The 13687-nt window shown below is 44.0% G+C and carries 14 protein-coding genes; 5 read left to right on the top strand and 9 right to left on the bottom strand.

Going from position 1 to position 13687, the window contains the following annotated elements; all coding sequences use genetic code 11:
• Positions 1-15: 15 nt before the first annotated feature.
• The 7 genes from PIL01S_RS00605 to PIL01S_RS00575 form a co-directional block, all read right to left on the bottom strand.
• Complete coding sequence (locus PIL01S_RS00605; protein WP_127535801.1) at positions 16-897, bottom strand: carbohydrate ABC transporter permease; 882 nt, start codon at positions 895-897, stop codon at positions 16-18.
• A 19-nt stretch (positions 898-916) separates the two neighbouring features.
• Complete coding sequence (locus PIL01S_RS00600; RefSeq protein WP_127536573.1) at positions 917-1840, bottom strand: ABC transporter permease; 924 nt, start codon at positions 1838-1840, stop codon at positions 917-919.
• Positions 1841-2188: 348 nt separating this feature from the next.
• Positions 2189-2824 carry a LysE family translocator gene (locus PIL01S_RS00595; protein ID WP_127536572.1) on the bottom strand — a complete coding sequence of 212 codons (636 nt, stop codon included), beginning with the start codon at positions 2822-2824 and terminating at the stop codon, positions 2189-2191.
• Between the two features lie 112 nt (positions 2825-2936).
• On the bottom strand, positions 2937-3686 hold the full coding sequence (locus PIL01S_RS00590) for a YqcI/YcgG family protein (RefSeq protein ID WP_127535800.1): 750 nt from the start codon (positions 3684-3686) through the stop codon (positions 2937-2939).
• A 91-nt stretch (positions 3687-3777) separates the two neighbouring features.
• A complete protein-coding gene (locus PIL01S_RS00585) occupies positions 3778-4347 on the bottom strand; it encodes a YdeI/OmpD-associated family protein (RefSeq protein ID WP_127535799.1) in 570 nt (189 codons plus the stop codon).
• 43 nt (positions 4348-4390) lie between these two features.
• Positions 4391-4906, bottom strand: coding sequence for a DinB family protein (locus PIL01S_RS00580; RefSeq protein ID WP_127535798.1), 516 nt, complete (start codon positions 4904-4906; stop codon positions 4391-4393).
• A gap of 83 nt (positions 4907-4989) precedes the next feature.
• Entirely contained in the window at positions 4990-5907 is a 918-nt protein-coding gene (locus PIL01S_RS00575) for a helix-turn-helix transcriptional regulator (protein ID WP_127535797.1), read from the bottom strand.
• A 167-nt stretch (positions 5908-6074) separates the two neighbouring features.
• Here PIL01S_RS00575 and PIL01S_RS00570 point away from each other — a divergent pair, with 167 nt between their 5' ends.
• Both PIL01S_RS00570 and PIL01S_RS00565 read left to right on the top strand, forming a co-directional pair.
• A complete protein-coding gene (locus PIL01S_RS00570; protein ID WP_127535796.1) occupies positions 6075-6551 on the top strand; it encodes a DUF2975 domain-containing protein in 477 nt (158 codons plus the stop codon).
• Positions 6552-6560: 9 nt separating this feature from the next.
• On the top strand, positions 6561-6800 hold the full coding sequence (locus tag PIL01S_RS00565) for a helix-turn-helix domain-containing protein (RefSeq protein WP_127535795.1): 240 nt from the start codon (positions 6561-6563) through the stop codon (positions 6798-6800).
• Between the two features lie 43 nt (positions 6801-6843).
• Here PIL01S_RS00565 and PIL01S_RS00560 read toward each other — a convergent pair whose 3' ends face one another.
• Positions 6844-7710 (bottom strand): helix-turn-helix transcriptional regulator, encoded by an 867-nt coding sequence (locus PIL01S_RS00560; protein ID WP_127535794.1) that lies wholly within the window; start codon positions 7708-7710, stop codon positions 6844-6846.
• Positions 7711-7889: 179 nt separating this feature from the next.
• Here PIL01S_RS00560 and PIL01S_RS00555 point away from each other — a divergent pair, with 179 nt between their 5' ends.
• The 3 genes from PIL01S_RS00555 to PIL01S_RS00545 all read left to right on the top strand — a co-directional run bounded on the left by PIL01S_RS00555 (position 7890) and on the right by PIL01S_RS00545 (position 12104).
• Positions 7890-9956 carry a beta-galactosidase gene (locus PIL01S_RS00555; protein WP_127535793.1) on the top strand — a complete coding sequence of 689 codons (2067 nt, stop codon included), beginning with the start codon at positions 7890-7892 and terminating at the stop codon, positions 9954-9956.
• A gap of 158 nt (positions 9957-10114) precedes the next feature.
• Positions 10115-10642 carry a sigma-70 family RNA polymerase sigma factor gene (locus tag PIL01S_RS00550; protein WP_127535792.1) on the top strand — a complete coding sequence of 176 codons (528 nt, stop codon included), beginning with the start codon at positions 10115-10117 and terminating at the stop codon, positions 10640-10642.
• On the top strand, positions 10629-12104 hold the full coding sequence (locus tag PIL01S_RS00545; RefSeq protein ID WP_127535791.1) for a DUF4179 domain-containing protein: 1476 nt from the start codon (positions 10629-10631) through the stop codon (positions 12102-12104). The genes PIL01S_RS00550 and PIL01S_RS00545 overlap by 14 nt, the downstream gene beginning before the upstream one ends.
• A gap of 419 nt (positions 12105-12523) precedes the next feature.
• On the opposite strand, the gene PIL01S_RS00540 is transcribed toward PIL01S_RS00545, so the two are convergent.
• Positions 12524-13573: a Gfo/Idh/MocA family protein gene (locus tag PIL01S_RS00540; protein WP_164764143.1), complete on the bottom strand. Its 1050-nt coding sequence runs from the start codon at positions 13571-13573 to the stop codon at positions 12524-12526.
• Positions 13574-13687: the final 114 nt, after the last annotated feature.

The following is a 13687-nucleotide window of genomic DNA, read 5'->3' as shown; positions in this document are numbered from 1 at the left end:
TGATTTAAGTTACGATCAGCCTTTTACAGAACCAAGTAATACGCCTTTGGCGAAATGCTTTTGCAAAAATGGATACACGAGCAGGATCGGTAGAGTGGATACAACAATGACAGCCATCTTGATAGATTGCTCCGGTGGGGAAACATAGTCTGATTCCATGGCCGTGGAGTCCCCGATTCCGCCAGAAGCCAAAATAACGAACTGCCGTAATAGCACTTGAATTGGCCATTTGCTGTTATCGTTAATATAAAGCACAGCACTAAAGTAAGTATTCCAATGGCCTACTGCATAAAACAGGGAGAAAGTAGCGATTGCCGGCATGGAAAGAGGCAGAACGATGCGAAAAAATACGCTTAAATCATTGCATCCATCGATCTTGGCTGACTCTTCCAAGCTCTCGGGAAGCTGCTGAAAGAAGTTCCGGATAATGATTAAGTTAAAAGCGCTAATGGCTCCAGGTATAAGCAAGGACCAGTACGTATTAATCATACCTAACTGTTTGACCACGAGAAACGTTGGAATCATGCCACCACTAAATAACATCGTAAAAACGATCAGCATGAGAATCGGTTTGCGGAAGTCCATGTCTCTTCGAGCCAATGGATAGGCCATTAAACAGGTCAAAAATATGTTGATCAGCGTGCCGAACACGGTAATGTAGATGGTAACAAGCAAGCTTTTGACAAGTGTGGGGGTTGAAAAGATGTACCTGTATGCATCCAGTGTAAACTCTGTTGGAAACAAAATGAACCCACGTAGTAATAATTCCTTCTGGGTGGCGAAGGAGCCAGCAATAACATATATGAAGGGTAGTACCGTAAGCAGAGCAAATACAGTCAACAGCAGTATGTTCAGTACATCGAAAACTCGACTTCCCACGCTAGGTTTGATAGGCATTCCTTGATGAGCTCCTTCCTTAGTAAATTCCTTCTTCACCAAACCTCTTGGCCAGATGATTGGCTACAACTACGAGCACCAAACCAATCAAAGACTTGAACAAACCAACTGCGGTACTGAAGCTGTATTGCCCTTGGCTAATCCCTACGGAGTATACGTAAGTATCAAATACTTCCCCTACTTCACGGTTCATGGCGTTGAGCATCAGGAAGATCTGTTCGAAACCAGTATCTAGGAAGTTCCCCAGACGAAGAATCAACAGAATGATGATGGTGCTGCGAATGGCAGGCAGCGTAATATGCCAGAGCTGGCGAAGTCTGTTCGCTCCATCCATCCGCGCTGCTTCATACAACTGTGGATCGACCCCTGACAGCGCGGCAAGGAAAATGATCGTTCCCCAGCCCGTTTCCTTCCAGATCACCTCAGCAGTAACGATGGTTCGAAACCACTCATTGCTCGCCAGGAAATTAATCTTATCCCAGCCAAAGTACACCAGAAGATCGTTGACGATACCACCTTCTGTCGTTAAGAAAATATAAGCAATCCCCACGACAACTACCCATGACATAAAATGCGGAATATACACCAGTGTCTGAATAGTTCGCTTAAACAAGTGGTGGCGAAGTTCATTTAACATAAGTGCAATAACAATGGGTAAGGGGAAGAAAAACAGAATGTTGAGCATGGCAAGCATGAGCGTATTCCGGAAAAGAACGATAAAGTTAGGATCGTTAAATAAACGTTCAAAATGTTTGAGCCCTACAAAAGGACTATCCCAGAAGCCAAGGAATGGCTGGTAATCCTTGAAGGCGATGAGTATTCCATACATGGGCCAGTACTTAAATATAAGAAAGTACAGCAGGCCTGGCAGAAGCATGAAGTACAACCATCGGTTTCTTACCATTCTGCCTAACAGCGTTGGTGCTCTGGAGGCGGGGAACATGAGTGTGGTAGCTTTTGTATTTCTTTGCATCTGACTTCATTCCTTTCCTCAAGAGTCTCATATGGGGATGCAACCATAGCTGTATCATAGTGGCGGGATGAAATTACCGTCGATAGTCCTTGATTGTGGAGATGGTCCTTAGCGTGCGGAATAGCGCGATGTTACAGCGTGTAGTCATCCGTTGCGCCGGTGTTCATTACTTGCTTTTTTTCGTGTAAACAGCGATATAGCGCCATCAGGAAGCACATGTCTATGAAGACACAACAAAAAAAGGAACCCTAAAAACGGGCTCCTTATCTATCTCGGACTGCTTTAAGATTTTGAGGGTTGTCCAACCAGCTAAGTCAATCACTGAATATATGTCCAGAGAGAAAGTACGAACTCATACAAAAAGTAAAACGAAAACCCGAGCAGAAGTATGCCTGCTGCAATAGAAACCCAATGGATCATTCTCCGGCTCATCACTTTGCGTGTGATAGAAACCAGAGAGACCAGACCCAGGTCATGGATCAGAATACCGCACAGCACACCACAAGCCGCAATAGAGAAGCTTTCCTTCCCGGCTGAACGATAGGAATCAGACAGCACGGCTCCGAATACGGAAACCCAAAAGATCAGATTACCTGGGGAAATGGCTACAAGCAGGCCGTTACGGTACGTTTTCCAAAACGATTTCTTCACCTTCTCGTCGGCTGGTGTGATATCCTGGTCTGCATTTCGAATTGAATCATAGCCGAGATAGGCAAGAAAACCGGCTCCAACAAGCCAGAGAGGAATCTGGACATAAGGCAGCGAAAGGATGGAGGCGAATCCAAAATACATTGCAAGGATCAATGCGGTATCAAGGGTCATTCCACCCAAACCAACAGCCCAGCCGTGAATGAAGCCATTCTTCAAGCCCTGTTTGGTCATCTCTACGGTGATTGCTCCGACTGGCATGGCGATAGCTAGTCCAATCAGAACATATTTGATATACAGTTCCATGTCCATAATCATTTCCCTTTCCTGAATCCGGTTAATGAGACGCTCCTCCTAATATCTGCAGAGTACAGCTTATTCGAAGGAGGCCTCTTTTAGGACAAGGAAGGGTAAACTTCTATTCCTGAATCTTTTCCGCTTGGAGAGCACGAAGAAAAGGACAACGAGAAGGGGAGGTATCATCATCTCTAAGAAAGTACTGCTTATATTCGAGATTCCCATGCGATCCATATTGTTTTAATTCAGGATGAGCGGGTACAGCATCGTATTCGGCAAGTCGTTCACGAATCTTGGGCCCGATGGCAGCAGCTTTCTTGGGATGAGCATTCCACTGGTCAAGAACCCAGCGAGGTGTCATAGCGAGCATAAAATATGGGAAACTTCGGCTCTGCCTGAACGTGTGAGCAGGTGTTCCGCAATAAACGAAATAACGTTCATCGTCATAACAAAACTCCCATAAGGGATTCTCCGGGTTCTCCGGTATATCTTCCGGCCATGGCTTTACATCCAAATCACTAACCTGGCTTAACAGTCCCCAAAAAAACGTTTCATACTCCAAAACCGTTCTTGTTGTATCCCTCAATTCAAGAAAGACAATCAATGAAGAATATTCACCAAAAGAACGCGAGGCCCGGCCGTATTCCGAAATGATCTCCGCGAGTTTACGATCGGTGGGCTGGTGATCTGAGCCAGAAACAAAGCCATACCGAAGATGACCCATGGCGAAAGCCTGCGTCGCCGGAATACAAGGGAAACGTGCTTCCCGATCACTCATTTTGGAGGCAAACAAGCGGTAGGCATCCTTTTTCCATTCTTCCAGAGGAGCATCGTTGTTCTCCAGTTCAGAATGTTGATACAAAAGCGACATGAACAGTCCTCCTTTTACCTATAGGATATCGTCCAGAGGCAAAATGGTGACTGTCCCACATCACTTCGATAGGGTAGGCGGGTGAATATATTCAATAATTCAGAAGGCGCCCACCGTCATGCCATTGTCCGTACATTTTGTTATTTCTTGTGTGTGTAATGAATTTATCCAATCTGTGATCAAACGTTGCAGGTTGATTCTTAACGCTCTGGATCGTGTCGATCCGTACTCTTGTATATAAAGCGGGAAAAGCCATGAAATTCTCATAAGTCTGTGTATCCTCTTTGAGCCTGATCTCAACATCCTCAGCAATGCGAAAAGAATCAATCTCCATGTTCGGCAGCACCCGTCTTCCTTCATCCCTCATGAATCCCAATTTTTCAAGACGTCTTACCCGTTCTTTGTTCAATTCTGTCCAGGAACTGTTATGGCTTCGGGGTGACAGTCTCTGTGCTAGCGCTGTGTCAGAAATTTTCTTCTTCAGCCCATCAATCAAACCAAGGCAAAGGGATTCTTCCACGACGTCCAAATAAAATAGCGTATCCGGCTTTGGAGTCATGCTTACAATAACCCAGCAGGAAGTTTCAGTCCTGCAATGGGTCTGTAACCATGATCTTAAGTCTTCTCTTGAGTTTACAGAGAGTAAATTCTGAATTTCCATTGTTCGACTGCTCCAATCCTTACTAGCCTGATTCGTTGTTCATTTAATTGGACTGCACGGGTTGCTGATACCAATACAGACAATAGTCGTTCATGGTGGACGCATGCCCCAATTGACGCAGCATGGTAGATACATTGCCCCTGTGGTAAGTACCGTGATTCACCACATGAAGCAGCATGTTGGACAATGTTGTTTCGCATATGCCGGCGTATGGATTATCAAGTGTGATGGTTTGCTCCAAATCGGTTTGACGCTGTATCCATTCATGGTATCGTTCTGCCAATTCCGCATAAGTGTCCATGTACTCTTCGACGGTAAGGAATGTTTTTTCATTTAATGGCATGCACTCTTGCAGCGCTTCACGCATTTCCATACCTGATAAAACGAGATACCACATCTGATCGACTGCGTAGATATGGCTTAGGGCATGGGCGAGGGTGGGGAAGGAGCTGTTCAATTCTTGACTTAGTACAGAAGAGGGCAATTCCTTGATTCTGCCCAGGATGGTTTGGTTGGCCCACGTGTGGTAATTCAGCATCTCCACTGGATAATTCGTCATTTGAAAGGTCTCCTTTTGTAATACAATGATTTTTGTTTTTGAATCTGTAGTGATTATAAAAAAAGAAGTATGACAACAGAGTGTCATACTTCTTCGTATAGTAGGATTGCTTGTTGGAGCTGTTCTTTCAGAATCCCTCGAAGTTCTCGAGGCTTCATCACTTCGACTCCACTGCCCAAACTCAGCAGAAATGATCGAAGCCACCTTGCCTGAAGGGGTTGGTAAACGGAAATTCGCATGGTCATGCTTCCGTCCTCATTAAATTGCTTCTCTGCCTGATGGAAATGGTCCAGCGCTTCCGCTAATGCCTCAGGAGCAACCCGAAAGACAACGTCACTTATTTGATTTTGCCATTCCTCATTTTGCAAAGAAGTCTCTCTTGGCACCTCATTGTGCGGTAGGAATGATTCTTGGGTCAGCGAGAGATTCATCATTCGGGATAGACGAAATTCCCGGTAATCCTGACGTGTCCGACAGAAACCATATACGTACCAATTTCGATATTTAAAATAAAGCGTCACCGGTTCCAACTCACGGGTTGTGCGTTCATTCTGGTTATTAACGTAATCGAAGTGCACAACGATATGATTCGTGATCCCCGACCGCAGCTCGCGAAGTGCATAGTGATCCGTACGGTGAGTTTCCACGTCAACCGCCAAGGTCGGGGTTTGCTGATCAGACCCGACCGTTTGCAGACGTTCAATCGTGCCCTGTGCACGCTCATCCTCAAATACAGTGGAGAGGCTGCGTAGAACCGTAATCAGAGAGTGAACATCGTACGACCCGAGCAGGCTTTTGTCCATTTTGTATCCGTCGATCATGGCATACCCGCCATTCATCCCCTGATAGGAAACCACAGGAAAGCCAGCGGCACAGATCACGTCGATGTCCCGATATATGGTTCTTGGGGATACCTGAAACTCTTCGGCAAGCATGGAAGCAGAGACAACTTCGTTGTTCAGCAGCTTATAGATCATAGAGATTAATCGTTCCAATTTCATGAGTAAGGACCGCCTTGTCCACCATTTTTATTCATTATCGTTGGTCGTTATTATATCACAAGTGATTGCTTAACAATAATAAAACAATAAAAATCAATAATTATTTATTGTAAAACGATAAATTGTGTGATAAATTCAAATCAATTAAAACAAGTGAGGTGCTTTTTGTGAAACGAGGTTCAACGATCATTCTAAAAATGGCTGTACTGCTTATTGGGCTTCCCATTCTAGCTTTATGCATCTTCGGCATACCTTGGTTAGCGAATCATCCGGTGAATCCGAATTATGCCGGTTCGCTATATCCTATTGTGGTCATTATGTACCTCTCTGTCATACCGTTTATCATTGCTCTGTTCCAGTCATTCCGTCTCCTGAGCTACATCGATAAGAACGAGGCTTTCTCTTCAATTTCGGTCCGTTCTTTAAAAATCATAAAATATTGTGCTATTGTAATCAGTAGTCTATATCTCGTGATGCTGCCGTTCGTTTTTCTTGTAGCAGATAAGGATGATGCCCCTGGGCTTATTATTGTAGGGATGGTTCCTATTTTTGCTTCGTTGGTCATTGCGGTGTTTTCCGCTGTTCTGCAAAGACTGTTACAGGAAGCCATTGATATTAAATCCGAAAATGACCTAGTGGTTTGAGGTGAAGACATGGCCATTATAATCAATATTGATGTGATGTTGGCAAAGCGGAAAATGACAGTTACCGAGCTTGCGGAGAGAGTTGAAATCACGATCGCCAATATTTCCATATTGAAGAACGGGAAGGCAAAAGCGATACGTTTGTCCACGTTAGAGGCAATCTGCAAAGCGCTGGATTGTCAGCCAGGAGATCTATTGGAATATAGAGCGGATGAAGACGAAGACGAAGATTCCATTGAGCAGTCTTGATAACGATGAAGAAGACTCTGCATGTTAAGTGCAGAGTCTTCTTTTATGAAAAATGTTCCTCCTTCATATGATTGTGAATATTTCTGAACTGCAGTGGGGTGACGTTTTCCTGACTTCGAAAACATCTAATGAAGTAGCTTGACTGGGAAAACCCTGTCTCTAAGGTAATTTGCTTAATGGAAAGATTGGTCGTAGCTAATAATTGCTTCGCATGCAACAACCTGGATTCCATAAGGAACTCCGGAAAAGAGATTCCAATCGTTTGACTGAACTTGCGGCTAAAGTATGGAGTACTATAACCGGCGATCCCGGCTGCTTGTTCTAGCGTGATGTGCTCATTACTATGGGAGCGGATATAATTTGCTGCTTCACGAATCCGCTCTGCGGTTGGATTCATGGAAACATTGATTTGGCTCGCTCCGGACTGTAATCTTGTCAAAAGTTCATACAACGTTGCGGCCATACTGTGCTCATCGTCAACCTGATATCCCCTGCCTATCTCCAGTAATCGGTCCATCAGAGCTGTAATCATAGGAAAGTTGGAACATTGAAACAGCCATGGCTCATCCACTCCCTTTCCATTCAATAATTCTTCAAGACGAATACCGTAGAAGTGAATCCAACGAATACTCCAGGGGTCATCAAAGTCCGAATGATATGTTTGCCTGAGACCCGGACCGTAGAGGAATCCCTGTGCACGCGTTAACTCATAAGAATTGGTTCCGCTGTGCAGAAATCCTTTCCCGTCATATACAAGATGCAGATTATAGCATTGATCCAAATTAATTTCTTTGGTCCGATACTCTCGATTTACACGATGCTTCGGAAAGTCACTGTAGCCTCCAATAAAATCGGGAAAGCATACATGCCGGGGAAAAACTGGCTTAGGGAGAAAGAGGTGTTCTTTCACGCGTATCCTCCAGTTGAACGCAATATTTTGATGTATATCATTATTATAAAGCAAGTCATCCGTTGTATCGTTAGTTATTGATGACAATATTTTATTATAAGTCGCATAATCTTGTCATTTAATATACGCGATTGGTCCAATAGAATGGAGTCAGTATCGTAGTTAAAGGGGACAATGAGATGGCGAAATCAATACACGTGGACGAATTAAAACTGGGTGTCTGTTACTACCCCGAGCATTGGAATGAGCAATTATGGGAGGACGACTTCCGCAGGATGCAGGAGATGAATATTACGGTTATTCGAATGGCTGAATTCGCATGGTCCATCATGGAACCGGAAGAAGACCGATTTGATTTTAGTTTTTTTGGGCGGGTGATGGATCTTGCGCACCAATATGGTTTAAGTGTCATTCTGGGGACACCGACTGCAACTCCGCCAGCATGGTTAACTGAAAAGTATCCAGAAGTGTTAAATGCGAATAAGGACGGCGTCTTGTATCGACACGGCATGCGACGACATAACAATTACAGCAGTCCGATCTATCGGCAGCAATGTGAAAAGATAGTGCGGAACATGGTTCTGGCATATAAAGATCATCCGGCAGTCATTGGATGGCAGATCGATAACGAACTCAACTGCCATATCAATGTTTTCTATGCTGAGGCAGATCATGTCGCTTTCCGTGAGTGGCTGAGAAATCGGTATGGGTCACTGGAACATCTGAACCAGGCATGGGGTACGGTATTTTGGAGTCAGACCTATACGGCGTGGGAACAAATATATCTCACACGGAACATGGTCAATTCATCGCCCAATCCCCACCTGGCGCTGGATGAAAAGCGCTTCATATCGGCGAATACCATTTCATTTGCCAAGCTTCAGGTGGATATCATTCGTGAATTGGACCCGGAACATTGGATCACGACAAACGGTACGTTTGGACATATAGACAATCATGAATTGACGGATGAACTCCTTGATTTCTTTTCCTATGATTCGTATCCGCAATTTGCCACAATATTTCCTGATGAGGACGAGAAGCCATTGCAAGACCGGGCTTGGAGCATGAAATTGTCGAATGTACGCAACATGTCGCCGAATTTTTGCGTAATGGAACAGCAGTCTGGTCCAGGCGGCTGGGTTGATAGTATAGGTATGGGCACGCCAAGACCGGGCCAGATCCGATTATGGTCATACCAATCCGTTCTTCATGGCACAGACCTACTTGTATACTTCCGCTGGCGTACGGCAACGTTTGGAACCGAGATGTATTGGCACGGTATCAATGACTACCACAATCAACCCAACAGGCGAGTGCGTGAAGTTGCACAAGTGGGCGAAGAGTTTGCCCAAATAGGAGGAGTTATTGCAGGTACGACATATCAAGCGGACGTTGCCATCCTGCAGGATTACGATAATATGTGGGACGGAGAGTTAGACGAGTGGCATGGTCCGCTTCACCACCAAAGCACACGCGCTTGGTATAAGCAGTTGCAATACCGCCATATCCCTACAGATCTAGTTACTCTGCGACCAACGACCCAACTGGAACATCTGTCCAAATATAAGGTGATCATCTATGCTCATCCCGCAATCATGACAGACGAAACAGCAGAACTTCTTCGAGCTTACGTCAGTCAAGGAGGTACCCTGTTATTCGGCGCACGGACCGGATATAAGGATCTCAAGGGACATTGTTACATGAGGCCATTTCCAGGAGCTGCTGCAGCGTTATGTGGAGTAACTGTAGAGGATTTTACCTTAGTGAAAGGAACCGTGACTGGGGCCAAGTTGCAATGGAAGGGTACAAGTGAGCAGTGGTCTCACGGATTAGAATCGGTTGGATTTAACGAAATTCTTCATCTGGAACATCCTGAGGTACAGGTGGTCGCCGAATATGCTTCCGAATACTATGCAGGTAGTGCTGCGATGACGAGGCGCGTAGTAGGTCAAGGAGAGGTATGGTATTATGGGGCCGCTTACAATGAACCAATCGTTGATGCTCTCATGGATGAAATAGGGCTGTCTTCGCCGGTTGATGACGTGATAGAAGTACCTTCCGAAGTTGAAATCGGTATCCGTTCCGCCAAGAATAAAGCATATCTATTCTTACTCAACTACTCGAACCAGGAGGTTTCCATCAAGCTCAAGAAGGAAACGAAAGAGTTACTAACGGCAACATCCTATAAGAATGAAATCAAAATGTCTGCATATGGTGTTTTCATTTTTGAGATAGATAAGTGATATAAGATAACAGCCGAACTTACTATGTTCGGCTGTTTTTTTAGTTGGATAATAAGTAAGGTATAGTTTACCGGGAAATTATTAGAATTCTTTTATGAACCAAATGAAGTCTTTGAGTATCTAATGAATAGATAGTTTGAGAAGGAGGGGAGATCTTCGTGGATTTAATTGAGAATGCAGAACTTGCGAGAAAAGGGGATAAGGAAGCATTTGTGTTATTAATACGAGCGGTACATCAGAGCCTCTTTGTTATCGCAAGATCAATTGTTAAGAACAATGAAGATTGTGCAGATGCGATGCAGGAGACCATTGCCAAAGCATTTTCTAATGTACATACACTGAAAGAGCCTGCTTATTTTAAAACATGGATTATTCGGATATTGATTAACGAGTGCAATCAGATCAATCGAAAAAAGAAGCGAGTATCCCTCATTCCTTATGATTTAAGAAAGACATCTTATAAGGATGAGTACGAGCAAATTGAGCTGTTTGAGGTGATTGACGAACTGGATGTACAGCTTCAGACCATTGTCACGCTATTTTATATCGAGGATATGTCGGTCAAGGACATTTCCAACGTGCTCGAAGTTTCTGAAGGTACTGTAAAGTCACGTTTGTTCAGGGCAAGAAAGCAGCTATCCGAGCTTGTATTAGGGGAAGGAGAAAACAAATATGAGTTATCATGATCCAGTTGATCACAAGATAAAGCAATTTCTAAAGTCAAAAACACGAGACGTAATCCTCCCTGATACAGTCCAATTAGCGGTGGAGGACGCTCTTTCTTCACTTTCTGAGCAAAAGTCGAAAAAGAAATCATACTTTATACAGTGGAGATGGGCTGCCGCAGTAATAGCACTCTTTTTTGCCATAGGTGCAATTACGATCTATACCGTTCCAACATTTGCTGAAATGATCAGATCTTTGTTTGCCAAGGACAACCCCGATATCGGGCTTCTTCGAGCGCAGGAACTGGGGTTGGTGCATAATCCACATATTAAAGTGAAGGACAAAGGGTATACGCTTGTCATTGAGGAAGCTGTAGCAGATCCTACGCGGGTGACAGTTGCACTTCAGCTTTTTGATAAAGAGGGAAAGCATGACCGGCATAAGCTGAATCTAGGGGAGCAGAACACCATTTCTATTAAAGATGCTCAGGGAAACACCGTGGGCAGTATGTATGATATGGGATATACAAATGATTTTTATTATATGGTTGAATTCTTTAGTGAGCCGCTGCAGACGGACAAGATTACGATCGAAGGGAATATTAATACACTTGGTAACAGAAATGTACCTTCTATAGAAGGAAATTGGGATTTTAGCTTTGACCTGGATATGAAAGAGGCAAATAGCAAGACCCGAGTTGAGGAACTCTCTGGAACTTACATAACACCTCATGGATTGACTGTCCATTTAAAAAGGATCACACGAATGGTACAGGGAGTACGATTCGAATTGGAGACCGAATTGGATGATGCAGCATTGGCAAGATCTCCCGGTGATTTGTGGGAAAAACAAGCACTTAGCTTTCACTTTGAGAACCTAGACAAAGAGGAAATACACTCAGTAAATCCAAGGAAACTTGGTTACATGGATAGCCTTATGACATTTGATTATAGTGTAATTGAAAAAGGAAAAATGCGATGGAGCTATACTTTTAAGTATCTCCCTGAGAATGAACCTTACCGTTTTGTATTGGATGGATACTCTATTGCTGAAGTGGATGGTAGCAAGTTTTCTTTTAGACCTGCGGAGTTATCCGAGCCCAAATCATTTAAGGTTTTGAAGGATAGAATTGACGTCATTGGGACTTCGTTGGAGAAATCACAAAGAGGAGACAAAACAGATGAACTGGCTGTCTTATTTTATGGGAAAATGGAAAATGAGATAAATCATGAGGCATGGAAAGCATATGATTCGTCAGGTAGACAGTATAATGTGAGTAAGAGAGGAGCATCGAGTCTGATGGATACTCTGTCAGATCATTGGAAGGAGGGATTCATCGGCATGGGTGATCGTAATATGGCAAGTCCTTATGAATACAGAATTGAGGAGTTAGATCATATTCCAGAGGAGCTTAGCCTAGTGAGAGAAGTGGTCGACAAACGATATAAAGATCCCAACTGGTCCGTTTTACTAAATGAATAGCAAATAAACGAACTTATTCCCGAGATGGAGTAAGTTCGTTTTTTTTAGTGACTAATGAATGAGTTAAAAATTTGTGCCCATCCTGGGATCATACTTATTTTTTCTTCCTGTTCATACCAGGCAGTGAACTAGTGACGATTATAACAACAATAAAAACGAATATTAATATGGTATTTGAAGGTATTTCTTTGAATATGTAATCTTGAACCAGTAGAACAATGATGGATATGGCTAGGATCACTCTCATGATTCGGGCCGATGAACGGCCCGGATCCTTGGAATGTTGGGATATAAGATATATGACATACCACAGCCCAAGAAATAAGAATATAGAACCTGTAATTACGCTTGCAAACATGTATGAACACCTTTCAAAGAGCAATTTCGTTAAACGATTCATTCAGATGACTTAATTAAAATCAGATCCTTACAGATGCTTGAGTTGCGATTGATTTTTCAATGGCCAGAGACAAGCGCACATCCTTTAGAGCTTCGGTCAGGGGATAAAAAGGGATATTCTCTCTCACAAAGGCAGACATGCGCGTCAAAATTTCAACCATAGCCAGCTCTTCATCGGAAAAAGGTACAGAAGAGAAGGGATTACGGTACAGGCACTCTTGTCCTGCGCGTAGCTCATGAAGGGCGAGCGGTCCCAAACTTCCTTCCATGCCGCTCTGAATCCGGTGGATGGAGTATGTATCATATGCATCGGTACCCAAGCTGATCGTGACTTCGTTATCCCGTATCTCCCCATGGGACCCGCGAATCAGAACCCGGTTTTGACGGAGAGGTGAAAAGTATTGAGAACGGGTAAAGTCCAGCACAGCACTCTTGCCGTTATGAAAAGATAACATGGCGATCTCTTGAACTTCATTCTCGATTCGATCCTGGACTTGTCGACCGCGGTAAGGTACTTCCAGAATGGGAAGTTCGAAGCGGCGGCCGACAATTTCGCAGCTGATATCCGTGAGCGACAGCCAGTTACGTATCAGACTGATCCCATGATAACCGTGTGCTACTGATGCTTGAACATGATGAACCTGCCCCAGTTTCCCTGACTGGATCAGGGACATCCGAGCGAGTTGATGCGGCAGCAGGGGATACTGTTCTGCAATTTGGATCTGATCGTTTTTCTCCGCAAAAGAGGACATCGTCCTCAAGCTTTCTTCATCAAAAGCCGGCGGTGTTTCAACCAAGAGAGGAACCTGTAGTGTTACAAGTTCTTCAAGGACGGCAGGAACGGATGTTTTGGACACAGCAACCAGAAGAAAATCACAATGACGGGCCATTTCAAAAGATGACTCGAAAAGGGTGACGCCCCAACGTTTGGCAGCCTCCACATATTTGGACGGATTACGCACAGCTACGCCGCTGATCTTGAATATATAGGGGAGCTGCTTCGCGATCCGCAGATAAGCTTCTGCTCTCCAGCCAAATCCTATAATCCCAAAGCGAATGGGTTTACTCAAAAAAATCTCCTCACTTTTTATGCTTCTTCTGATAGAAATATGTATGTGTTTTACCTGTATTTTCTATTCAAGAATACCACGAAGCTAAGCATTTACAACGAAAGAATTGGAAAA

Origin of the sequence: Paenibacillus illinoisensis NBRC 15959 (assembly GCF_004000925.1) — a bacterium.
Taxonomy (GTDB): Bacteria; Bacillota; Bacilli; order Paenibacillales; family Paenibacillaceae; genus Paenibacillus; species Paenibacillus illinoisensis.
Note: the sequence above shows the minus strand (reverse complement) of the source record. Positions and strands in the feature narration are given on the sequence as shown.

Bases quoted from the DNA above. Each gene is read 5' to 3' on its own strand.
- PIL01S_RS00590 (WP_127535800.1), bottom strand. From the start codon at position 3,686: ATGTCGCTTTTGTATCAACATTCTGAACTGGAGAACAACGATGCTCCT.
- PIL01S_RS00585 (WP_127535799.1), bottom strand. From the start codon at position 4,347: ATGGAAATTCAGAATTTACTCTCTGTAAACTCAAGAGAAGACTTAAGA.
- PIL01S_RS00555 (WP_127535793.1), top strand. From the start codon at position 7,890: ATGGCGAAATCAATACACGTGGACGAATTAAAACTGGGTGTCTGTTAC.
- PIL01S_RS00600 (WP_127536573.1), bottom strand. From the start codon at position 1,840: ATGTTCCCCGCCTCCAGAGCACCAACGCTGTTAGGCAGAATGGTAAGA.
- PIL01S_RS00575 (WP_127535797.1), bottom strand. From the start codon at position 5,907: ATGAAATTGGAACGATTAATCTCTATGATCTATAAGCTGCTGAACAAC.
- PIL01S_RS00605 (WP_127535801.1), bottom strand. From the start codon at position 897: ATGCCTATCAAACCTAGCGTGGGAAGTCGAGTTTTCGATGTACTGAAC.
- PIL01S_RS00565 (WP_127535795.1), top strand. From the start codon at position 6,561: ATGGCCATTATAATCAATATTGATGTGATGTTGGCAAAGCGGAAAATG.
- PIL01S_RS00545 (WP_127535791.1), top strand. From the start codon at position 10,629: ATGAGTTATCATGATCCAGTTGATCACAAGATAAAGCAATTTCTAAAG.
- PIL01S_RS00580 (WP_127535798.1), bottom strand. From the start codon at position 4,906: ATGACGAATTATCCAGTGGAGATGCTGAATTACCACACGTGGGCCAAC.
- PIL01S_RS00595 (WP_127536572.1), bottom strand. From the start codon at position 2,824: ATGGAACTGTATATCAAATATGTTCTGATTGGACTAGCTATCGCCATG.